This is a genomic window from Ruegeria sp. BA2 (genome assembly GCF_056539605.1).
The window spans coordinates 19,397-41,531 of record NZ_JBQFVE010000014.1 but is presented as its reverse complement, the minus strand read 5'-3'; the positions used below and the strand labels follow the sequence as shown (position 1 = coordinate 41,531).

Annotated in this window: 18 protein-coding genes; 5 read left to right on the top strand and 13 right to left on the bottom strand. The window is 57.9% G+C overall.

Annotated elements, in window-relative coordinates; genetic code table 11:
• Positions 1-16: 16 nt before the first annotated feature.
• The 8 genes from ACR0NN_RS21070 to ACR0NN_RS21035 form a co-directional block, all read right to left on the bottom strand.
• Positions 17-1,006, bottom strand: a complete 990-nt coding sequence (locus ACR0NN_RS21070) for a C45 family autoproteolytic acyltransferase/hydrolase (RefSeq protein WP_170722542.1) — start codon at positions 1,004-1,006, stop codon at positions 17-19.
• An 8-nt stretch (positions 1,007-1,014) separates the two neighbouring features.
• Positions 1,015-2,463 (bottom strand): biotin carboxylase, encoded by a 1,449-nt coding sequence (locus ACR0NN_RS21065; protein ID WP_170722545.1) that lies wholly within the window; start codon positions 2,461-2,463, stop codon positions 1,015-1,017.
• A gap of 17 nt (positions 2,464-2,480) precedes the next feature.
• The gene (locus ACR0NN_RS21060; RefSeq protein WP_170722548.1) at positions 2,481-5,213 is read right to left on the bottom strand and encodes an aminotransferase class I/II-fold pyridoxal phosphate-dependent enzyme; all 2,733 of its coding nucleotides are present in this window, start codon (positions 5,211-5,213) and stop codon (positions 2,481-2,483) included.
• Between the two features lie 42 nt (positions 5,214-5,255).
• Positions 5,256-6,224 carry a carbon-nitrogen hydrolase family protein gene (locus tag ACR0NN_RS21055; protein WP_170722552.1) on the bottom strand — a complete coding sequence of 323 codons (969 nt, stop codon included), beginning with the start codon at positions 6,222-6,224 and terminating at the stop codon, positions 5,256-5,258.
• The gene (locus ACR0NN_RS21050; protein ID WP_170722555.1) at positions 6,221-6,358 is read right to left on the bottom strand and encodes a hypothetical protein; all 138 of its coding nucleotides are present in this window, start codon (positions 6,356-6,358) and stop codon (positions 6,221-6,223) included. Before ACR0NN_RS21050 ends, ACR0NN_RS21055 begins: the two co-directional genes overlap by 4 nt.
• Positions 6,355-6,705 carry a hypothetical protein gene (locus tag ACR0NN_RS21045; protein WP_170760959.1) on the bottom strand — a complete coding sequence of 117 codons (351 nt, stop codon included), beginning with the start codon at positions 6,703-6,705 and terminating at the stop codon, positions 6,355-6,357. The genes ACR0NN_RS21050 and ACR0NN_RS21045 overlap by 4 nt, the downstream gene beginning before the upstream one ends.
• The gene (locus ACR0NN_RS21040) at positions 6,702-7,175 is read right to left on the bottom strand and encodes a VOC family protein (protein ID WP_170722559.1); all 474 of its coding nucleotides are present in this window, start codon (positions 7,173-7,175) and stop codon (positions 6,702-6,704) included. Before ACR0NN_RS21040 ends, ACR0NN_RS21045 begins: the two co-directional genes overlap by 4 nt.
• A 138-nt stretch (positions 7,176-7,313) precedes the next feature.
• Positions 7,314-7,880 carry a cupin domain-containing protein gene (locus ACR0NN_RS21035; RefSeq protein ID WP_170722561.1) on the bottom strand — a complete coding sequence of 189 codons (567 nt, stop codon included), beginning with the start codon at positions 7,878-7,880 and terminating at the stop codon, positions 7,314-7,316.
• A 149-nt stretch (positions 7,881-8,029) separates the two neighbouring features.
• On the opposite strand from ACR0NN_RS21035, the gene ACR0NN_RS21030 reads away from it, so the two are divergent.
• Together ACR0NN_RS21030 and ACR0NN_RS21025 are read left to right on the top strand one after the other, a co-directional pair.
• Entirely contained in the window at positions 8,030-9,307 is a 1,278-nt protein-coding gene (locus ACR0NN_RS21030) for a 4-aminobutyrate--2-oxoglutarate transaminase (RefSeq protein ID WP_170722563.1), read from the top strand.
• Between the two features lie 2 nt (positions 9,308-9,309).
• Positions 9,310-10,785: an NAD-dependent succinate-semialdehyde dehydrogenase gene (locus ACR0NN_RS21025; RefSeq protein WP_170722565.1), complete on the top strand. Its 1,476-nt coding sequence runs from the start codon at positions 9,310-9,312 to the stop codon at positions 10,783-10,785.
• A 58-nt stretch (positions 10,786-10,843) separates the two neighbouring features.
• On the opposite strand, the gene ACR0NN_RS21020 is transcribed toward ACR0NN_RS21025, so the two are convergent.
• The 5 genes from ACR0NN_RS21020 to ACR0NN_RS21000 form a co-directional block, all read right to left on the bottom strand.
• Complete coding sequence (locus ACR0NN_RS21020) at positions 10,844-12,049, bottom strand: MFS transporter (protein ID WP_170722567.1); 1,206 nt, start codon at positions 12,047-12,049, stop codon at positions 10,844-10,846.
• Between the two features lie 86 nt (positions 12,050-12,135).
• Positions 12,136-13,887: a gamma-glutamyltransferase gene (gene ggt, locus ACR0NN_RS21015; protein ID WP_170722569.1), complete on the bottom strand. Its 1,752-nt coding sequence runs from the start codon at positions 13,885-13,887 to the stop codon at positions 12,136-12,138.
• A gap of 84 nt (positions 13,888-13,971) precedes the next feature.
• Entirely contained in the window at positions 13,972-14,403 is a 432-nt protein-coding gene (locus ACR0NN_RS21010) for a universal stress protein (RefSeq protein ID WP_170722571.1), read from the bottom strand.
• Positions 14,400-17,009 (bottom strand): TRAP transporter permease, encoded by a 2,610-nt coding sequence (locus ACR0NN_RS21005; protein ID WP_170722573.1) that lies wholly within the window; start codon positions 17,007-17,009, stop codon positions 14,400-14,402. The genes ACR0NN_RS21010 and ACR0NN_RS21005 overlap by 4 nt, the downstream gene beginning before the upstream one ends.
• Before the next feature lie 108 nt (positions 17,010-17,117).
• Positions 17,118-18,080, bottom strand: a complete 963-nt coding sequence (locus ACR0NN_RS21000) for a TAXI family TRAP transporter solute-binding subunit (RefSeq protein WP_170684583.1) — start codon at positions 18,078-18,080, stop codon at positions 17,118-17,120.
• A 244-nt stretch (positions 18,081-18,324) separates the two neighbouring features.
• On the opposite strand from ACR0NN_RS21000, the gene ACR0NN_RS20995 reads away from it, so the two are divergent.
• From ACR0NN_RS20995 to ACR0NN_RS20985, 3 genes are read left to right on the top strand one after another with little or no spacing between them, the layout of a single operon-like run.
• Positions 18,325-20,712, top strand: coding sequence for an ATP-binding protein (locus tag ACR0NN_RS20995; protein ID WP_170722575.1), 2,388 nt, complete (start codon positions 18,325-18,327; stop codon positions 20,710-20,712).
• Positions 20,709-21,326 carry a response regulator gene (locus ACR0NN_RS20990; RefSeq protein ID WP_170722579.1) on the top strand — a complete coding sequence of 206 codons (618 nt, stop codon included), beginning with the start codon at positions 20,709-20,711 and terminating at the stop codon, positions 21,324-21,326. The genes ACR0NN_RS20995 and ACR0NN_RS20990 overlap by 4 nt, the downstream gene beginning before the upstream one ends.
• A complete protein-coding gene (locus ACR0NN_RS20985; RefSeq protein WP_170722581.1) occupies positions 21,323-22,072 on the top strand; it encodes a PhnD/SsuA/transferrin family substrate-binding protein in 750 nt (249 codons plus the stop codon). Before ACR0NN_RS20990 ends, ACR0NN_RS20985 begins: the two co-directional genes overlap by 4 nt.
• Positions 22,073-22,135: the final 63 nt, after the last annotated feature.

Sequence of the window (22,135 nt, the reverse complement as noted above, 5' to 3'; positions counted from 1 at the left end):
GGGACAACGGCGTTTGTCAGACTGCAGGCTCGGCCTGGTCGGGCAACATAAGGCTCAGCTCGCCCTCTCTGAAGCTGTCGAAGGACAGATCCCAGCCGGCCCCGGGCCACAGCAGTTGCAGCTGCTTTTTCGCGGGTCGATAGACCGCCGTATAGAGCGTTCCGAAACCTGATTTGAACGCCGTCGAATAAAGCGGCGGGCGCAGGAAGGCATCAATAAATCGCTTTTCGCTTTCCGGGTGCTGGTTGAGACGGTTGAGCAAGAACCGCTCACGTTCCACAGTCGCGGTAAAGCGCGCGTGTTTGGACCATTCCACATGGCCCTGATGGTTTGTGGCCACCGGCGCGTCCGAGATTTGCGGGTGCCGGTCCGGGGCGAGATAGACCGTGTTGTAGTTATACTTCGCGTCCAGAATGGTGACGTTATAGCTCATATGGCAGGGGATGCGGCACAAGCAGTCGACCGCTTCTGCTGTGGTTTCGCAGGTTTGCAGGACATAGCGCAGGATCAGCGGAACGCCAAAGCCGTCACCGACCTCGCGCCGTCCACCAAAGGTCAGTGATACGGTCAGACCGGCATCGTTGATCCCATCGAGCAGGCCAAGGATGCCATCGCTCATTCCGATCACGCCGCGCCCACCCCAGGTGGTCTTCAGCAGGGCCGCGTCAAAGGTTTTGGGGTGGTAATCGTAGTTACGCACCAGAAAGGGAGATTTCCCCTGCCAGATCGCCTGACTGCAGCCCGACAGGTATTTCGGCGGGCAATAAAAGCTGAGAAAGCGGGCCTGACTGTCGCTGCCGCCGACAAGCTCGACCACCTCGTCATAAAGCGGCAAGAATTCCGGCATGTGCCGCTCCAGCGCACGCAAACATTCGCGATAGGTGGGACGTGCCGTAAACCCTTCTTGCGCCCACCATTTCCGATAGGCGGGCCAGTATTCGGCAAACAGCCCGGCCAGCTTGGGACCGGGCTGCGCTTCGTCAATTGAGCGAAAAACAAGCGTCATAGGGCTTTCTACATGATTTTGAACGCAGGGTCTTGCATCGGTTGCGCGGCAGGCAGCGGTTCAGCGGCGTAGGCCGAGGTGATGCCGTGAATCCACTTCTTCGACTTGTCAGTCAGTTTGAAGCCCTTGGTCATCGACCGCCCGCGCGTTACCAGAATTCCGAGGTCAGCGCCTTCATAGCGGTAATCGCCCACGTTTGAGATGCGCAGGAAAAATGCCTCATTCTCGCCTACCGCACGGCGGTGATAGTCGAAGCGGTCAAACACCACGCGGCCATCTTCCAGCATCTTATAGATGCCCGATTGTGGGGCCTGCGTGATACGATCCACACTGTCATCGGTGTGTTTGATCACCATCTGCGACCAGCTGTCGATCATATCTGGATCCGCCCAGCGGGCGTTCAGCTCTTCGACATCCAGCTCAAACGGTTTCTTCGAGAATTCAAGCAAATGGAACAGGAACAGCGGCGCGTCGGCATGGGCAAAGGCCGCATGGTTAGTCATCGAACTGGCACCGGTGATGCGGGGGTTCAGCTCGCCTAGCCACAGCTCATCGGTTTTCTTGTCGATCAGGAAGTCGAGCTCGAAATACCCGCGATAGCCGGATTTGCGCAGCTCTTCCCCGAATTGGAAGGTTAATTGCCGCGCCTGTTCGCGGGCCTTGGGCGGGAAGGCGGTCGAGAAAATCTCGTTCCCGCACCAGCCACCACGGTATGGGGTAAGCTCTTTGAAGCCCACAAGCTCGGTCATCAACGGTCCAACGATAGTACCTTCCGAGGTCGCACAAGCCTCGATCGCCGCCCCGCGACAATCGATCCGCTTCATAATCTTGATCTCACCTTCGCCGATGATCTCGTCTTTGTGCTTGTTGAAATCGGCCTCGGACTTGATGAAGAACGTCGTGTGGCCACTGTCGCCAAAGGCCGATTGCAGCACCAGATCGTGACCCAGCCCGGCCTTGTCGCAGATTTTCTGTAGGTGATCATAGCTTTTGACCACGCTTAGGGTATTGGGCACGGACGGCACACCCGCCTTATTGCCGATGCGGACGGTTTCGATCTTGTTGTCGCATTTGGTGCGCAGCTTGGCCTTGGGAAACCACAACTGACCCCCCAGTTCCTTGACCAGCTTTTCAGTCGTCTCGTCAAACATCAGGAATACAAATTTGGGCTTGCCACCACGCCGCTTGACCAGATCGATGACCTCTTTGTGCTGCAATAGATAGTTGTTGATGTCTTCTATCGACTGGAACTCATCATGCGGCATCTCAGAGGGCACGAACACGTTCGGATGTCGCCCGTCAAAGCAATCCATGTAGCAGATATAGGTAAAATTCATCACCCATTCATCCAGCCCCAACAGGTTGAAATTGGTCGCCGACACGAAATAGATCGGGTCCTTGTTGGTATGAAAATACCGGCGGATTTCCGAGATGTTCTTGAGAACCTTCTTTGGCATGTGTTCCTCCCAGCCCCTTATTTCTTTTTGACTGACTTCAAAGCGTCTTCGGTAAATATGCGCAGGCCAAGATCGGCGCGGAACCCGTGAATTTCCGAGACGTCCAGTTCCTGCATGAATTTCAGAATTTCAGGGCTGATCACCTGCCCTGGCACCAAAATTGGAAAGCCCGGCGGATAGGGGATCACGAATGTGGCCGAGACCATTTCCTCTCCGGCTTTCAGCCTTTCCAGCATCTCTTTGTCGGGTTCTACATAGTCGCAATTGTCTTCGTCGTAAGACAGGAAGAATGCGGTGCGAATGTCCCCCGCCTCGGTCCCGGTTTCACAGCGGAACGCGTCGTGGAAGCGGCTGAAATCAGGCAAAGGCGGAAGGTGTTCGCTGAGGTTACTGACCCGCTTGTCAAAGGCGCGCTTTTCCATTTTGGATGCATCGTCCATCAGATCGTCCAGTTCCTTGGCGATCTCGACCAGAACCTCGATCAGATAAGCGACCGAGCTGCGTGTGGTGCCGATATTGGTCATGAACAGCACGGTATTGCGCGAGGTTTTGTTGATCTGGATACCGTATTTATCCATCAGGATCTTGGTCTTGAACGTATCGCCATCCCAGCCCGTCGCGCCCACATGCAGGGTGATGCGGGTGGCATCCAGCACGAATTCATCGTTAGCCCAGCAATCCCAGACATCGGCCCAGCCCTGATCGGGATCGAAATAGCTGGACATGCCGCTTTCGCGGTACTCTTCGGGGATCATGTCGCCCGCCGTAACCAGCTTGAAGTACTTTCTGAGCAGCGGATGGGTCGTCACCGCCCGGCGGATGGCCATCGCGCTTTCGACCTGTCGTTGGACAAATTCATATCCTTCGATTTCAACCTGCCTGCGGCCAACATCCAGCGAGGCAATGATCTGGTAGTTGGGCGAAGTTGAGGTGTGGGTCATATAGGCCTCGTGAAACGCCTCTTCGACTGCACCTTTGAACTGCTGATCATTGACGTGGATCATCGAGCCCTGCCGCAGCGCGGTCAGCGTTTTGTGCGTGGATTGCGTGGCATAGACCCGCACCCGCGCATCCGGCGGTGCGATTAGGCGGGTATCGAGCCAAGCATCATCACCCTTGCCTTCAAGCTCTTTCTGCTGAGCGGCGTAGGCCTCGGCATGGTCCGTCGTCCGGAACTGTTCGCGCAGAATGTTGGCCGAGCGCATGGCGGTGCGCACGCGGGTGTTGGGCGCAAAGCGGGCATAGCCAAACCAGGCTTCGTCCCACAGGAACACGAGGTCTTTCTTGATTGCCAGGCATTCCTGCATCACCCGCTGGACGTTGTAGACGATGCCGTCAAATGTGCAGTTGGTCAGCAACACCATGCGCACGCGGTCCAGCTTGCCCTCGGCCCGCAAGGCCAGCAGTTTATGTTTGATTTCACGGATCGGCACCGCGCCGTACATCGAGTAGTCATGCAGCGGGTAGCTGTCCATGTAGACGACGCTCGCCCCAGCCAGCACCATGCCGTAATGGTGCGATTTGTGGCAATCACGGTCGACAAGCACGATGTCACCCGGCCTGACCAGCGCCTGTACCACGATTTTGTTGCAGGTTGAGGTGCCGTTAGTGGCGAAAAACGTCTGTTTAGAGCCGAAAGCGCGGGCGGCAGCCTCTTGCGCCTCTTTGATCGGACCGCGCGGCTCCAGCAGCGAATCCAGCCCGCCCGAGGTGGCCGAGGTTTCGGCCATAAAGATGTTCGATCCGTAAAACGCACCCATGTCCTGAATCCAGTGGCTGCGGCTGATCGATTTGCCCCGGCTGATCGGCATGGCGTGGAACACGCCCGTGGGCTGCTTGGAATATTCCTTGAGCGCGGTGAAGAACGGCGTCTTGTACCGCCGCTGCACTCCGCGCAGGATGTTCAGATGCAGTTCCAGAAAGTCTTCCTGATTGTAGAACACCCTCCGACACAGGCCCAGATCAAGGCCGGCAATATCCTCGGCCGAGCGATCGGTGATTAGATAAGCGTCCAGCTCAGGGCGCAGCATGCCGATCCGTCGGCAGGTTTCCGGCCCGTATTCAGAGGGCGACAGCGCATCAAGGTCAGCGCCCTCGCCATAGAGGCTGATATAACGCCCCAACACATTGGTTTCATTCTTGGATTTCAAGCTTAGGCCCGGGCGGACGATAACGGCCTGCACATTCTGGTTGAAAAGAACGCCGATCAGGGCGTCCTCGACACTGGGAACGACAACGGTTTCGTAGATGAACGGGTCTTCGCTTCGGCGCATGCGTTGCAGGCTGGATTGCAGGAACCGTTCCTGATGCTCGTTGACATTGTCGACAATCATTACCTCGAAATAAGGACGGCCCAGCGCGCGCGCCTCATGGCTTTGGGCCGCTTCATCCTCGAACTCATCACCTTCGGTTTCATCCGCGATCAGGGGGATCGAACGGCGACGATACGCCCCCGATGTAAGTGCACGCGACACCCTGCGCACGGCGGTCGAAAAATCGCCAAAGTTGCCGTGATCCAGCAACCGGCGCAGATAGTCGAAGGCCGACCCACCCGGAAAGGCAAAATACACCTCGATCGGGGCCAGCGCCTGCAGCAACTGCCGTGCCCGGTCCCGATCTTTTTCGCTACCGCCCTGATCCAGAGACTCGGCCGTTTCCCTTAGCGCGCTCCATCGGTCTGCCCTCAGCTGTGAGGCGCTGTAGTAGTCCGAGATGGTGTGGAGCTTTTCGCTATCGGAAATGCCGTGCATGAAATTTTTCCTTTCTGCCGATACCGAAAAGCTGCTTCGGTATCAGTCTGTGCCAGAGCGCCCTTTGTATAGAAACAGATTGTCAGGTTTGGTCGTGGCGTCTTCGGTATATCCCAGCGCAGTTCTGGGATCGGAGGCGGCAACCCCCGCGACGTCGCCTTTCTGTGGTATCCGCAATGGGCCAAGCGTGTGCAGATAGGCATCTGCGCCGCTGGAGCGGTCATAAACAGGGAATTCTGCCTCGCGGTCGCGGAAGCTTTTGAGAACCTGCCCCAAACCTTTCAGCCCGACCTCACGCTGGCGGCGGACCTGATCCAGATCGATCTCGATAGGAAAGATGTCCTCTTGCCCCGCAGACTGGTGCAGCACGGTGGCCGACGGGTCGACGACCAACGAGCGGCCTACGCCCCCGGCGGCTAGCCCGTTCACGTCGAACACGTAGCATTGGAACTGTGCGGCGGTGGCTTTGGCGATCGACAACTCGGCCTCTCGGTCGGTTGTGCCGGTCAGAACCGGATGCAACAAAACCTCGACCCCCTGGCTGGTCAGGTGGCGGGTGGTTTCGGGAAACCAGATGTCATAGCAGATCGACAGACCAAACCGACCCACATCCGGCACGTCGAAAATGCAGAATTCCGTGCCCGAGGCGATGTTCTGTTCATAAGGCTTGAACGGGAACATCTTGGAATATTTCGAGACGATCTCACCTTCCGGGTTGATCACCACAGATGTGTTGAAAATCCGCCCGTCCTCGCGCTTTTCGAACATCGAGCCGGGGATCAGCCAGATTCCATACCGCCGCGCCGCATCCTGAAAGCGCGACAGGTCGTCATTGGGGAAGGACTGTGCAAACCGATCAAGCGGACCGTGCGGCGCCAACTCACTGAACAGGGCCATCTGGGTCCAGGGGAACCGTGCCATCATGATGTCGATCCGGTGCAGCATCGCGTCGACATTCGACTGCAATGCACCGACATGCATCTGGATTCCGGTTATCGCAAAAGGGGTCATTTCTTGTTTCTTCTCATTTTCTTGCCGATTGCGAACGCCGCTTTGATCTGGCGTTCTTCATCGGAACACAAAACCGTGTGCTCACGCAAGCCTGCTGTCCTCAGGCCATGGTTTTTCGGAAATTCAGCCTTCATAGAGCCGCTTCCTCGGTCACGTCGTCTGCTAGCGGTTCAACAAAATCGATGTCATTGCGGACCCAGAAAAAACGGAAGCCACAACTGCGCAGCCATTTCTCAAGCCGGTCCAGGCTGGACCATTCGCGCCGCAACCCGCGCGTGGATTCCACCAGCGCCCACTGGCCATCGACCAGAAAATACACTGTCCAGGTATTGGGATGGGCCGAGTGGTTGGCAAAGCCGCCGCTGACCACCTCGCGCGCAGTGCGTACAGCGACAGGATAGTCGCCGATGCGGCCCTCAGCCGCGAGGATAGCCAGATCGTTTTGACGGATCGTGAATGTTGGAAGCGGGGCGTCGCTCATGCAGCCTCGGGCTGTGTGGCGTTGTCCAGCGCTTTGCGTCGCTCACTGATCTCTGCTGGTTTGAGGTTTTCAAGGCGGGTTGCCAGTGTCCAGACATGACCGAACGGATCGGCGATCGTAGCGCAGCGTTCGCCCCAATAGGTATCAGATGGTTCGGTGATCAGGCGCGCGCCGCTTTCCAGCGCGGTTGCCAACGTGGCGTCGGTGTCTTCGACATACATGTGATGCCCAACAGGTGCGACCGTTCCTGGCACCATTGGACTATGCGCGCCCCAACCAGCGGTGATAAACATCATTGAATTGCCGATTTTGATCGAGGCAAAACCGGGTGCTTCATCATCGTCCGATGCCTGAACCTTGGCGCCAAAGGCAGCCTTGTAAAAAGCCAGCGCAGCGGGCACGTCAGAAACGGCAAGCGACGCAGTACAAGTGCGATAGCCACGTGGCAGAGTGGCAGGTTTCTTTTTCATTCCGGTACTCTCCGAATTGGGCCGGGGGCCGCCCTAAGGATATGCAGGGTAATTCCTGCACTATGCACCATACTGTGGATCAAACCAGAAGATACTGCAACACTATGATGCATAGTGCTGCATCTTCACCGTCAGTGCTTAGAAAGTAGGTGGTGTGCAGGCGCTGACGATCCGGCAGACCTCGGGCCCGACCTGACGGAATCGGTGCGGTGTGCGGCTGTCAAAGTAATAGGCATCGCCCGGCCCCAAAACTTTGCGTTGATCCCCTACGGTGACTTCGACCCGGCCTGAGATTACTACGCCGCCCTCTTCCGCGTCGTGTCCGTACATCACGCGGCCGGTATCAGCGCCCAGATCATAGGTTTCCTGCAGGATCATCATCGCGCGACCGTGCAGGTTTGAGCCCACCTGCCGCAACGACAACCCGCCTTTGCCGATCTCGGTTAGTTCTTCAGCGGCATAAAAGACGGTCTGCTCAGGCTCGATTTCGAAGGAAAAGAAATCAGACATGCCAATCGGTATTCCCTGCAAAATCCTGCGCAGCGCACCAACCGAAGGGTTCATCTTGCCGGACTCGATCAGCGAAATGGTCGAGTTCGGCACATCCGACTTTTTGGCCAACGCCCGCTGCGATAGGCCCGCCCGTTCGCGCAGGGTTCGCAGGCGCAACCCAAGGGTCAGATCCTCTTGGCTGGTGTTTTTCATGTTCAATATCCGCAACACTTGATCGTGCCGGGACGGTAAATCAACGGCTTATGAATCACAAGAAACAGGCTTTCGCTTGCAGGCGCAGACACTACAGTCGCGCAGTCGAACATACGGGCGCTGCGCCCGATAACCGGAAAGGACGCAAGATGCTGAACGCTCAGATTGCTGAACGCCGTAATTCCTCAATCGCGCAGGGTGTGGGGATGCAAACACAGGTCTATGTGGACCGTGCCGTGAACTCTGAGGTCTGGGATGTCGAGGGCACGCGATATATCGATTTCGCCGCCGGTATCGCCGTTGTGAACACCGGGCATTGCCATCCCAAGGTAATGGAAGCGGTGCAAAAACAGGCCGCCAATTTCACCCATACCTGCCATCAGGTGCTGCCGTATGAAAACTACATCCATCTGGGCGAACGCCTGAACGAGAAGGTGCCGGGTGATTTCACCAAGAAAACCGTCTTTGTCACCACCGGAGCCGAGGCGGTTGAGAACGCCGTCAAGATCGCACGCGCTGCCACGGGCCGCCCGGCGGTGATTGCCTTTGGCGGCGGATTCCATGGCCGGACGTTTATGGGCATGTCGCTGACCGGCAAGGTTCAACCCTATAAGGCAGGTTTCGGCGCGATGATGCCTGACACTTATCACGTCCCGTTCCCAATTGAACTGCACGGCACTTCTACCGAGGATTCTCTGGGTGCGCTGACTAAACTGTTCAAGGCCGATCTCGATCCGGGTCGTGTTGCTGCAATCATTATCGAACCGGTGCAGGGCGAAGGTGGTTTCTACCCCGCGCCTGCGGAGCTGATGCGGGGCCTGCGGAGCCTGTGCGACGAACACGGCATCGTTCTGATCGCCGATGAGGTGCAGACCGGCTTTGCCCGCACCGGCAATCTGTTCGCGATGGAGGCCTATGACGTAGCCGCCGACATCACCACCATGGCCAAAGGTCTGGCCGGTGGCCTGCCGCTGGCCGCTGTTACCGGACGTGCCGAGCTGATGGATGCCGCACATCCCGGCGGTCTGGGCGGCACCTATGGCGGCAACCCGCTGGGCATTGCCGCCGCCCATGCGGTGATGGACGCAATCGAAGAAGAAGACCTGTGCGCCCGCGCCAACGAACTGGGTTCACGCCTGAAACAGCGGCTGGAATCGATCCGGGCGCGCACGCCGGAAATCGTCGACATTCGCGGTCCGGGTTTCATGATCGCGGCCGAGTTCAACACCGCAGATGGCGGCGCCCCGAACCCCGATATGGCCAATGCCGTGCGCGCCGAGGCACTGAAGCGTGGATTGATCCTGCTGACATGTGGCGTATATGGGAATGTAATCCGTTTCCTTGCACCATTGACGGTGCAAGACGAGATCTTCGCCGAGGCGATGGATATCCTCGAAGCCTCGATCGACGCTGCCAAAGGAGCCTGAACATGCTGGATACCAAAGTGACCAAGCTGGAGCTGAAAGATCCCAGCCTTCTGGAAACACGCGCCTATATCAACGGCGCATGGGTTGAGGGTGAGACAACCTTTCCCGTCTATAATCCTGCTACCGGTGATCTGATCGCCAACGTGACCGATGTCAGCATCGAAGGCACCGCACAGACCATCGATGCAGCTTATGCCGCGAAGAAGGAGTGGGCTGCACAGACCGGCAAGGAACGCGCTGCGATCCTGCGCAAGTGGTTCGATCTGATGGTCGAAAACGCCGACGATCTGGCCACCATCCTGACCGCCGAAATGGGCAAACCCTGGCCCGAAGCACGCGGTGAAATCCTGTATGGTGCGTCCTTCATCGAGTGGTTCTCGGAAGAAGCCAAGCGCGTTTATGGCGACGTCATCCCCGGCCACCAGCGCGACAAGCGCATCGTGGTGCTGAAACAACCCGTGGGCGTAGTGGGATCAATCACGCCGTGGAACTTCCCCAATGCAATGATCGCCCGCAAGGTTGGCCCGGCGCTGGCCGTGGGCTGCACCTTCGTGGCGCGCCCTGCAACTCTGACCCCGCTGTCCGCACTGGCGATGGCGGTTCTGGGCAAACGTGCGGGCATTCCGGCAGGCGTGTTCAACGTGATCCCGGGCACTGACAGTTCCGGCGTGGGCAATGAGCTTTGCACCAATGACAAGGTCGCCAAGATCACCTTTACCGGCTCAACCCGCGTGGGCCAGATCCTGATGCGTCAGGCGGCGGGCACCATCAAGAAGATGTCGTTGGAGTTGGGTGGTAATGCGCCGTTCATTGTCTTCGACGACGCCGATGTGGATGCTGCCGTAGACGGCGCGATGATCGCCAAATTCCGCAACAACGGTCAGACCTGTGTCTGCGCCAACCGCATCTATGTGCAAGCAGGCGTCTATGATGAATTCGCTGCCAAGCTGGCCGAGAAGACCAAAGCCCTGAACGTTGGCAACGGCTTTGGCGATGGTGTCACCACAGGCCCGCTGATCAACGACGCGGCGGTTGCCAAGGTCGAGGAACACATCTCGGACGCGGTATCCAAAGGCGCGACGATCACGCTGGGCGGCAAACGCTCGGACCTAGGCGGAACATTCTTTGAACCTACCGTTCTGACCGGTGTCACCCGTGACATGGTGGTGGCGAAGGATGAAACCTTTGGCCCCGTCGCGCCTCTGTTCAAATTCGAAGAAGAAGACGACGTGGTTGCCATGGCCAATGACAGCGAGTTCGGTCTGGCCTCGTATTTCTACAGCCGCGATTTGGCCCGCGTCTGGCGTGTGGCCGAAGCATTGGAATCGGGCATGGTGGGCATCAACACTGGCCTGATCTCGACCGAGGTCGCCCCGTTTGGCGGCGTCAAGCAATCGGGCCTTGGTCGCGAGGGTTCGAAATACGGGATCGAGGATTTCCTTGAGATGAAATATCTCTGCATGGGTGAAATTCAGTAAGCACCCGATGCATTGAACTTTTGACGCACTCGCAGCCCGCTGCGGGTGCGTTTTCGTTTCAGACCGATGCGTGCCCGCGCAGGCGGAACACAAAAGGCATCATGATCAACACCAGCGCAGCCGAGAAGAAGTAGGGCGCACCGGGCAAATAGATGCCCTCACCATCGACGGATGCCTGAAAGATACCCGTCATCACCAAAGGCGACAGGACGGCCGCTACAGATGAGAGCGACGCAATCACCCCCTGAACCACGCCCTGCCGATCTTCATCGGCTTGGTTCGAGGCCATGGCTGTGATCAATGCAGGCACCAGGTCAGATAGCGCAGCCACCAGAATGAAAATCGCAAGTGCGATGACCGTTGTTGTAAAACCAAACCCAATCAGCCCGATCAGCGCGGATGTCATGCCCAAAAGCAGCGTCCGATAATCGCCGATCAACCTGATAAAAAGCGGCATCAAACCCGCCTGCACGAAGGCCAACAGCACCCCGTATGCGGCCAGCGACAGCCCGATATAGAGCGTGGACCAGCCAAAGACCTCACGAATCCAGAAGGCCCACAGGGTGGGGTAGACCATGTTGGCAAACTCAAAGATGAAGATGCACAGCAGCGGCACAGCCAGACCCGGAAAACGGAAAGCATCAAAGATCGATTTGAACGGATTCAGATCGCGTTTGCCAAAAGGGCGGCGCTTTTCCGGCTTCAGGCTCTCTGGCAGCACGAATACTCCGAACAGGGCATTCGCAGCTGATAGAACGGCGGCGATCCAGAACGGCGCGGTGATGCTGATCTCGGCAGCGATGCCGCCGATCGCCGGGCCAAGCACAAAGCCGATCCCGAAGGCCGCTCCGATCAGACCGAAATTCGCCGCCTTCTCGGTCGGTTTGGATATGTCGGCGATGTAAGCTGTTGCGGTAATATAAGTCGCCCCGGCAAGCCCCGCGAGCGTCCGCCCAAGCAGGAGCAGCCAGAACGTTTCGGCCATCGCCATTATCACATAATCCAGCGCCAACATGGTCAGCGCCGCGATCAGGATCGGCCTGCGACCAACCGCATCCGAAATGCTGCCCACGATAGGCCCGCACAGGAACAGCGCCGCGGCATAGGCGGCCATCAGCAGCCCGCCCCAAAAGGCCCCTTGCCCGGTGTCACCCGCGCCAACGCGTTCCATCAGATCGGGCATGATCGGGAAAACGATGCCAATGCCGATTGCATCGATCATCAGCGTGATCAGGATAAAGGTTATAGCCCGGTTTTTGAACATACCGCCCTATCGGACGAGTACGTTGACAAAGCAAGAGAAAAGGGCTGCGTGGTACAATTGACCGGCAGCCCTTTTGCAGTTTGCGTTTATTGGCCCAGTGCCACGCCTTCGCGACGCGGATCGGCGGCACCGATCAGCTGCCCATCCTTGATCAGGATCGCGTGCAATCCGCTGTTGAGATCGACCTGTTTCACCTCATGCCCCTTAGCGGTCAGGGCATCGGCGAATTCTGCTGCAGAGGTCCCCTGTTCCAGATCCATCGAGGACCCGTTGCGGTGCACGAAATGCCCGGTTTCGATGGCGTCCTGCGGGTCCATATCCCAAACCACGATCGCGATGATCGTTTTGGCCACATAGTTGATGATGCGGCTGCCGCCGGGGGAACCGATCAGCAGATAGGGTTCACCATCCTTCATCACGATGGTTGGCGACATCGAGCTGCGCGGGCGTTTACCACCCTCAACGCGGTTGGCCACCAACCGGTCGCCATCCATCGGCGCACGGTCAAAATCGGTCAGTTCGTTGTTCAGCAGGAAACCCCGCACAAAGACCCGGCTGCCAAAGGCGGTCTCAATCGTGGTCGTCATTGACAGCGCGTTGCCGTATTGGTCACGGATCACGATATGGCTGGTGCCGGGGCGGCCCGGGTTTTGCGAGGGCGCAAACAAGGCGGTGTGATCACGCGGCGGCTCGCCGGCCTGACGCTTTTCACTTGCCGCTGCCGGGTCGATCATTTCCGAGCGCAGCTTTAGGTAATCCCTGTCCAACAGGCCCTTGACCGGCACATCGACAAAATCACCGTCAGCCATGTAAAGGGCGCGGTCCGCATAGGCCAGCTTGGCAGCTTCGGCATAGAGATGCGCCATCTCGGCGTTCCAACCGGTGCCTTCGAGGTCGAAGTTGCTGAGTATCCCCAGAATCTGCCCGACGGTCAGGCCGCCGGAGGTTGGTGGGCCCATTCCGCAGACATCGTAACCGCGATAATCGGCGCAGACGGCAGGGCGGATTTTGACGCGGTAGTCGGCCAGATCCTCAAGCGTGATGTTGTTTTCCACCTTGGATGTGGCATCCACTGCAGCCACGATATCTTCGGCGATGGGACCGCTATAGAAGGCCCCTGCGCCCTGATCGGCCAGAATGCGCAGAGTTTCGGCAAATTCGGGGTTCCGTAGCAAGGTTCCGGCCTGCAGCGGCGTGCCATCTTCGTTGAAGAAATACGCTTTGCCCGCCGGGAACACACCGACAGAACGCTCACGTTCAATCGTGCTTTGGATCGAGTTTGCCATACGGGGCGAAACCTCGAACCCCTGCTCGGCCTGATCGATGGTGGACTGGAACAACGAGGCCCAGTCTTTCTTGCCATAGAGGTTATGGGTCACTTCCATCAGGCGCAGAATGCCTGGAACGCCAACGGATTGTCCTCCTACAACAGCTTCGGGCCACGGCATCTTTTCCCCGTCCGGCAACAGGAACCGTTCAGGCGTGGCTTTCGCGGGGGCCTTTTCGCGCGCATCAAAGGTGGTCAGCGATTTAGCCGATGCATCCCAATACAGCATGAACGCCCCACCGCCGATGCCCGAAGATTGAGGCTCGACCAGATTGAGCATCAACTGCACGGCAATCATCGCATCTGCGGCTGTGCCACCTGCGGCCAGCACGTCATATCCGGCCTTGGCGGCGATGGGATTGGCGGCAGAGACCATAAATTCGGAGCCGGTCACCGAATTCTTATCCTCCCAGCCATAGCCGTGTTCTGGTGCAGGGTCCTGTGCATGGACCGCGCACGCAACTAGCGCCAGCGCCAAGGCGGCGCTGGTTCTCATGACAGTCTTCATCATAAAAATCTCCCGGTAAGGATCTGCGTGATTAACTACTGAGTACCGAAATTCAAATGGCAGATTCGTACCTTAGGTCGCTTCCATTCAACGCACAACATATACCGAGGTCTGCGAATGACGCACGACCCGGGCTGCGTTTGGACCAAGCAGATAGTCTTTGAAATCAGGCTTGTGCGCACCGATCACGATCAGATCCGAACCCGCGCTTTCCGCTGTTTTGAGGATCTCCTGATAGGCGCTGCCGGTCGCCACCACGTGGCGAACATTGGCGTTGCGCTCTTCCCCCAGCGTGGCGGCGCAGAGGGTGACCAGCTTTTCATGAGCCTCTTCAATCACCTTTTCGTGGTGGTGGGGCTCAAAAAAACTGCTGACGAAACCTTCGCCATAATCCGGTGTCACGGTCACGACATCCAGCCGCGCGCCATCCATTTCGGCCAGCGCTGCGGCGCGTTCAAGGACAGCAACATCAAGATCGCCATTGCTGATATCCACGGCGCATAGAATGGATTTGCTCATGCGGGTTCTCCCTGTTTTGCGGCGCGGCCGCGCTGGAGGAAGGCGACAAGACCCAACAGGATCAGCGCCGGGATAAAGATCAGCTCTTTCGCGGGCTGGCTTTGCGGGGCCTGAATGCTCGTAATGCGAACGGCATCGTCAGCATAATAGTCGAACATGTCCAGCTCATCCGCGACCGGTGTGCCGAACAGCGGTTCGTCCAGTTTGACCAAACCATCCTCTTCCAGAGTGATCAGACCCAGTGCATCAACGCGTGCCGCCCCATCATCCCCTTCCGGGATATCCAGAACCACAGTGGTTTCGGTCATGTTGCCGGTGTCAAAGTCCGGGCCCGCGACCTCGATCCGCATGGTGCTGCCTGGTGCGGCGTCACCCACGGCCTGTGTCAGCTGTGAAGGTTCGATCTGCGCAAAGGGTGGTGCGATCCGGTTCATGAAGAAGTCCGGACGGAACAGCGCAAAGGCAATCAGGATCAGCGCGACGCTTTCATAGATACGGTTTTTGGTTAGGAACCAGCCCATGGTGCCAGCGGTGAAAATCAGGATCGCGATGGTTGCAGAGACGGCCACCAAGATGCCCTGTACCCAGCCCACATCGATTAGCAACAGATCGGTGTTGAAGATGAACACGAAAGGCAGGGCCACGGTGCGCAAGCTGTAGAAGAAGGCGGTGAAGCCGGTCTTGATCGCATCCCCACCCGAAACGGCGGCGGCGGCAAAGCTGGCCAGACCCACGGGCGGTGTTACATCGGCCATGATGCCGAAATAGAACACGAACAGGTGTACCGCGATCAGCGGCACGATCAGACCGTCCTGCGCGCCCAGTTCCACGACCACACCGGCCATCAGCGAGCTGACCACGATATAGTTCGCCGTGGTCGGCAGACCCATCCCAAGAATGAGGCTCAGCAGCCCGACCAGCGCCAGCATGGCGATCAGATTACCGCCCGACAGGAACTCGACCAGATCGGCCATCACCTGACCCACACCGGTCAACGTCACGGTGCCCACGATCACACCCGCAGTGGCGGTGGCCAGCGCGATACCGATCATGTTGCGCGCGCCGTCGATCAGCCCGTTCCACAGATCAACAACACCGGCCATAAAGGCATTCGCAGTGTCACTCTCACCCCGGAAGATCGACTTGAGCGGTTTCTGCGTCAGCAGGATCACAAACAGCAGCGAAGTTGCCCAGAAAGCCGATAGGCCCGGAGATTTCTGCTCGATCATCAGGAAGTAGACCAGCACGATGATCGGCAGCAGGTAATGCAGACCAGCCTTGTAGATCTCGGCGATCACCGGCAGTTCGACCTCTTTGGCGTTGGGGTCATCCGGAACCAAGTCCTCTACTCCGGAAGCCAGCCATAGCAGGATCAGATAGGCCAGCACAATCAGCGCCGACAAGACCAGCCCCGACGCGTCGGGCATGAGCACAACGATCGCCTTGATCGGGTACTGAATGCCGTAGCACAGCCCGGCAAAGCCCACGAAGAACAGCGCCATGCCGCCAATCGTACGACCCATCGAAACAACGCGGTCGCCCAATGTCGGCATGTTCCGCTTCACCGCCTCAAGGTGCACAATGTAGACCAGCGCGATGTAGGAGATTGCAGCGGGCAGGAAGGCGTGGGTGATCACCTCGACATAAGAAATGCCCACATATTCAACCATCAGGAAGGCGGCCGCGCCCATCACCGGCGGCATGATCTGGCCGTTCACGGATGAGGCAACCTCGACCGAGCCCGCTTGTTCACTGGAGAAGCCCACCCGCTTCATCAGCGGGATGGTGAAGGTACCGGTGGTGACAACGTTTGCGATGGATGACCCCGAGATCAGGCCTGTCGCTGCTGAACCAACAACCGCCGCTTTGGCCGGGCCACCGCGCAGGTGCCCCAACGCGCCAAAGGCCATCTTGATAAAATAGTTGCCCGCGCCCGCCTTATCGAGCAGCGCGCCGAAGAGGACGAAGAGGAACACGAACTTGGTTGATACGCCCAAAGCGATGCCAAAGACACCTTCGGACGTGATCCACATATGGCTCATCGCTTTTTGCAGGCTGGCGCCCTTCCAGCGGATCACCTCGGGCACCCATTCGGATGAGCCGAAGAAGACATAAGCCAGGAAGATTGTCGCGATGATCGCCATTGCCGGGCCCAGCGCGCGGCGCGCGGCCTCGAACAACAGCAGCAAGCCAACAAGGGCAAACCACTTGTCGGTATCATCCGCCAGACCGCCAGCATCGACGATCTTTTGATAGAAGAAATAACCATACAGCGCCAAAAACGCGCCGACGATGCCCATGATCCAATCCTGGATCGGAATGTAATCCCGCGGGCTGGATTTGAGCGCCGGATAGGCCGAAAAGGCTAGGAACATCGCAAAAGCCAGATGGATCTGGCGCGAGTTGTTCACCACGCTGCCCGGCAGCAGATAATTCGACAAGGGAGAGGCCAGAACGACCTGAAACACCGACCACAAGACCGCAACAATCGCAAGAAACACCCCAACATTCCCTGCCGGATCACGCGCGCCTGCATCTGATGAGGCAACCAGTTCCTGAAGCTCTTCTTCGGAAAGAGGGCGGTTGCCCTGTGTGTCGGAACTCATGCTGAAGTCTCCCCGTCCTTGGCCTTGGTTTTTATCGGCCTTCTTGTCACCGGTTTATCCCGGATGTGAATCGGGGCGCCTTTTCAGGCGCCCCGCGTCAGGTCTGGATTACTGAATCCAGCCCTTTTCTTTATAGTATTTCTCGGCTCCCGGATGCAGCGGTGCCGACAGGCCGTCCGCAATCATCTCTTCCGGTTTCAGGTTGGCAAATGCCGGGTGCAGCTTTTTGAAGTCGTCGAAATTCTCGAAGACCGAGCTGACAACGGCGTAAACCGCATCGTCCGACACGTCTGCCGAGGTCACGAAAGTTGCACCAACACCAAAGGTCGATGTGTCACCGTCTGAGCCACGGTACATGCCACCGGGGATGGTTGCAGTACGGTAGAACGAGTTGTCGCCCACCAGCTTGTCAACCGCGTCGCCGCTGACATTCACTAGAACCGAGTCGCAAGCTGTGGTCGCTTCTTGAATCGAACCCGAGGGGTGACCAACGGTGTAAACCATCGCATCGATCTGGTTGTCGCACAGAGCTGCGGACTGTTCAGCCGCCTTTAGCTCGGTCGCCAGTTCGAAATCATCGGTGGACCAGCCCATTTCGCCCAGCAGAACTTCCATGGTGCCGCGCTGACCGGAACCGGGGTTGCCGATATTGACGCGCTTGCCCTTCAGGTCTTCGAAATTCGAGATACCCGCGTCGGCACGCGCCACAACCGTAAACGGCTCTGGGTGTACCGAGAACACGGCACGCAGGTTCTCAAACGGGCCGGCTTCTTCGAATTTCGAGCTGCCGTTGAACGCGTGGTACTGCCAATCCGACTGTGCCACCCCAAACTCAAGCTCGCCTTCGCGAATGGTGTTGATGTTGTAAACCGACCCCCCAGTCGACTCCACCGAACACCGGACCCCGTGCTCTTTCCGGCCCTTGTTGACCAGACGGCAGATCGCGCCACCCGTCGGGTAATAGACACCCGTAACGCCGCCAGTTCCGATCGTAATAAACTCTTCTGCATATGCCGCTGGTGCCATCAGGGCCGCCGCGGCAAATGCGGTGATTGAAGTTTTCTTGAACACTTTGACACTCCTGCTGTCAGTCTTTTTTTGATCTGTTGGGGCGCCTGAAACCGTTCAGAACACAACAGAAAAAATCGCACTGGAATCAGGCCCCCCGATGAATAAGAGAAAAGCGAAACCAAACAGCAGGTGTCTATACGGTTGATTACGTATAGGCTTGGATTCAAAGATAGGGGAATGAGGGTAACTGGTCACGGTTCAGGGCTGTGGCACCGACCCGGACAAAAGGTCGTTTGGACAGGAATTGAACTACGCAGGGCAACAAGAACTCCGTCAGGAACAGGCCGAACCTGCCCGCAGGCGCCGGTCGCTGCGTGCGACGTTGGCCTTGTGTCTTGGCGGGTTGCAGTTCATCGCGATCCTGTCGGTGATCCTGTCGACCTTCGTCAGCTCGGAAAACGCGTTGCTGCGGCAATCGCGGACATCGCTGAATGAGGTCAGCGTCAATGTCATCGGTCAGGTCAAAAGCTTTCTGAATCCGGCGCGGCAGGCCTTGGATGCCACCCGACGGCTTGCTGAAAATGACGTACTGGACATCAGCGACCCTGACATTCTGGAAAGCCATTTCTTCCAGCAGCTACAGGTCGCGCCGCAGCTTGCGGGCATGTATTTGGCTGATGATACGGGCAGGTTTGTCTATGTCATGCGTGCGGAAGAGCCCGGTCGCTATCGCACCAAATACGTTCCGCCCTTCCCACGGGGCACTGCCGAGCATCCCGCCGATTTCCAGTGGCGCAATGATCAGTTCACGTTGCTTGAGACAGACACCACCGAGACCGATACGTATGAGGCGCGTAACCGGCCCTGGTTCCGGATGGTGAGTGAGGCTAAAGCGCCGATCTGGACCGAGCCTTATATCTTCTTCACCACGCGCCAGCCGGGTATCACTTATAGTGTTCCGATATTGGACGATGACGGAGATATCCGCGCCATTTTGGGTGTCGATATTCAGATTGACGCCCTGTCGGGGTTCCTGCTGGACATCTGGTCGGAACGGCGCGGGGCGGCGCTGGTTCTGAATGAAAATGGTGCGGTCTTGGCGCATCCAACACTCGTGTTGATCCGGCAGGAAGCGCATATGGAAGCGCCCGAGTTGACACTTGTGGACCAGATCGCGGACCCCATCGCGCAAAAGGCGTTCGGAGATGTGGTGCAAACCGGTCTTAGCAATGCGCAGGGTCCGGTTCATACCGATTTCCAGTTGAATGGTCAGGACTACGTCGCGATGCTGATCGAGGTCTCGGAACCAGGGTTGCGTTGGCTGATCGGGCTCTATGCGGCCGAGGACAATTTTATCGGCGAGATCAAGAAGAACCGAACCCAGGGCGTCTGGATCGCGTTGGCCATCGCCATTCTAACCGGTGCAATCGGGCTCGCCCTGGCCGACCGGATTTACGCCCCAGTCCGCACCTTTGCCAGCCAGAGCCAACAACTGTCCAGCGGAGAGATCACCCCCGAAGAAGGCCTGCATAGCCCCTATCGTGAGCTCGAAGATACCGGCGCGACGCTGACGCAGGAGGTCCGGCAACGGCAGCGGTTCGAAACAGCCTATGGCCGCACCTTCGATCTGGCTTCACGTGGGATGGCGCAATTCTCGCCCGAAACGGGTCAGTTTCTGCGCACCAACGACCAGTTGTGTGACATCATGGGATATCAGCGGGATGAACTGGAGACGATGACGCTGGCTGATTTACTACCGGAAGACGGTCAGCAGATTGCGGTCATATTCCGCGAAACCCTGTTGCAGGATTCCGAATTCATCGCCGAGAACCAATTTGTTCGAAAAGACGGATCTCTGATCTGGCTACGGGTCAACGCGATCCTGATCCGCGACGAAAGCGGCAAGCCTGACCACGCGGTTGCCATCATCGATAACGTGAGCGACCGCAAGCAGGCCGAGGATGAAGCCAGCCGTCTCAACCGCGATCTGGCGCATGTGGCGCGGGTCAACCTGATGGGCGAGATGGCATCCGGGCTGGCGCATGAACTCAACCAGCCCCTGAGCGCAATTTCCTATAACGTCGACGCCGCCAAGCTGACGCTGGATGAAATTGGTGAACCCGATCCTGAACTGACAGAGATCTTATCGGATATCGACCGCCAGTCACGCCGCGCGGGCGACATCATCCGAGCACTGCGCGAGGTGGTGCGCAAGGACCGTGGCCGTCAGACTCCGTTTGAATTGAACGGGCTGATCCGGCAAACCGTCAGCTTGATGGAGTCCGAGGCGAAGCTGCACAATATCAGGCTGCTGTATGAAGAAACCGAAATTCCCCCGGTCATCGGAAACCGGACACAGATCGCTCAGGTGCTGGTCAACCTGTTGCGCAACGCGATTGATGCACTGGCCCGCCAGCCGAATGGCACGGGCCAAGTCACCATCACCACAGTAATCAGCGATGAGCTGGTCGAGGTGCGCGTGGAAGATGACGGGCCCGGGGTCAGCGACGATGTCACCTTGTTCAACACGTTTGACACTCAGAAATCTGATGGGATGGGGTTGGGCCTGTCCATCTGCAGAACCATCGTCAAAGCCAATGACGGCACGATCTGGTACGAGCCGACCAGAGCGAGCGGCGCGCGTTTCTGTTTCACGTTACGCCGCGACCAGTCAGGAGAAGAACGCGCATGATCCTTGAGCCGCAGGTCGTCTATATTGTCGATGACGACGAAGATGTGCGCATCGCTCTGTCGCGATCGCTCAGCAAACGCGGCATGCGGGTCGAACATTTTGGCGATGCGCAGACCTTTCTGAACCAGGTCCATGAGGACGCCAATGGCTGCCTGATCCTGGACTATGGCATGCCGGGAATGGACGGGCTGGAGCTGCAGGATCATCTGAACCGGCGCGACTCGACCATTCCAATCATTTTCATCTCCGGGCATGGCGGCATTCCGGAATCTGTAAGGGCGACCAAGGCTGGCGCGATCGATTTTCTTGAAAAACCCTTTGACCTGAGCGTACTAATCGAACGGATACAGGCTGCGTTTGATATCGGCACCGGGCTTCGTGCTGAAAAATCGCGGCGCAAAATGCTTGCGGATAAACGCAGGCTTCTAACAGAACGTGAGGAACAGGTGTTGCAGCATATCCTGACCCATCCGGCGCGTACCTCCAGCAAAGAGATCGCCGCCGCACTGGGCATCAGCCCCCGCACCGTGGAAATTCATCGCGGGCGTATTCAGCAGAAGGTTGGGGTAAAAACAACGATTGAGCTGTATGAACTGTTTGGGCAGATGCAATGATCGCAAACCTGATGATGTATGCGCGCCCACAGCTAGATGAGGCGCATCAGCGATACTGGGCCCTGATCCGCGCAAGTCTGAGCGATGCAGGGATCAACGCCCCCGAAAATCTGTCGCAGGACGCCGAGGAATTCGCGGTCTGGCGGCATCCGGAATTGGTGCTGAGCCAGACCTGCGGTATGCCCTACCGAACATGGCTGCACGATCAGGTCACGTTGGTTGGCACGCCCGACTATGGCCTCGACGGGTGCCCGCCCGGCTATTACCGTAGCGCATTGGTGGTGCGCGCCGATGATCGGCGCAGCGATCTGACAGCGTTTCAGGATGCGGTTTTTGCCTATAACCAAACATTCTCGCAATCCGGTTATGCCGCGCCTTATTGGCATCTTGAGCCACATGGGTTCTGGTTCGAAAACCGAGTGCAAACCCATGGGCACCTGAAATCGGCACAGGCGGTCTCTGAAGGCCGCGCTGATATTGCCGCGCTGGATGCGGTCTCGTGGCGTCTGATGCGCGTCCATGAGAACTTTGCCTCGGAACTGCGTGTGCTGGACTGGACACAGCCAACGCCGGGCCTTCCGCTGATCACCGCACAGGGGAACGATGCCGCGGCGATCTTTGAGGCGGTCCAGACGGGCATCGAACGACTCGATCCTTCGGACCGGGAAGCCTTTGGGCTGAGAGGGTTGGTGCGGATACCCAAAGAGTCATATCTCGCAGTACCAAACCCTCCTGAACATGCCTGATTTCATGGTTTAACAACCAGTTTCGGTGCTTTGTATAGACCCCAAATGCAACGAACAGGCCCG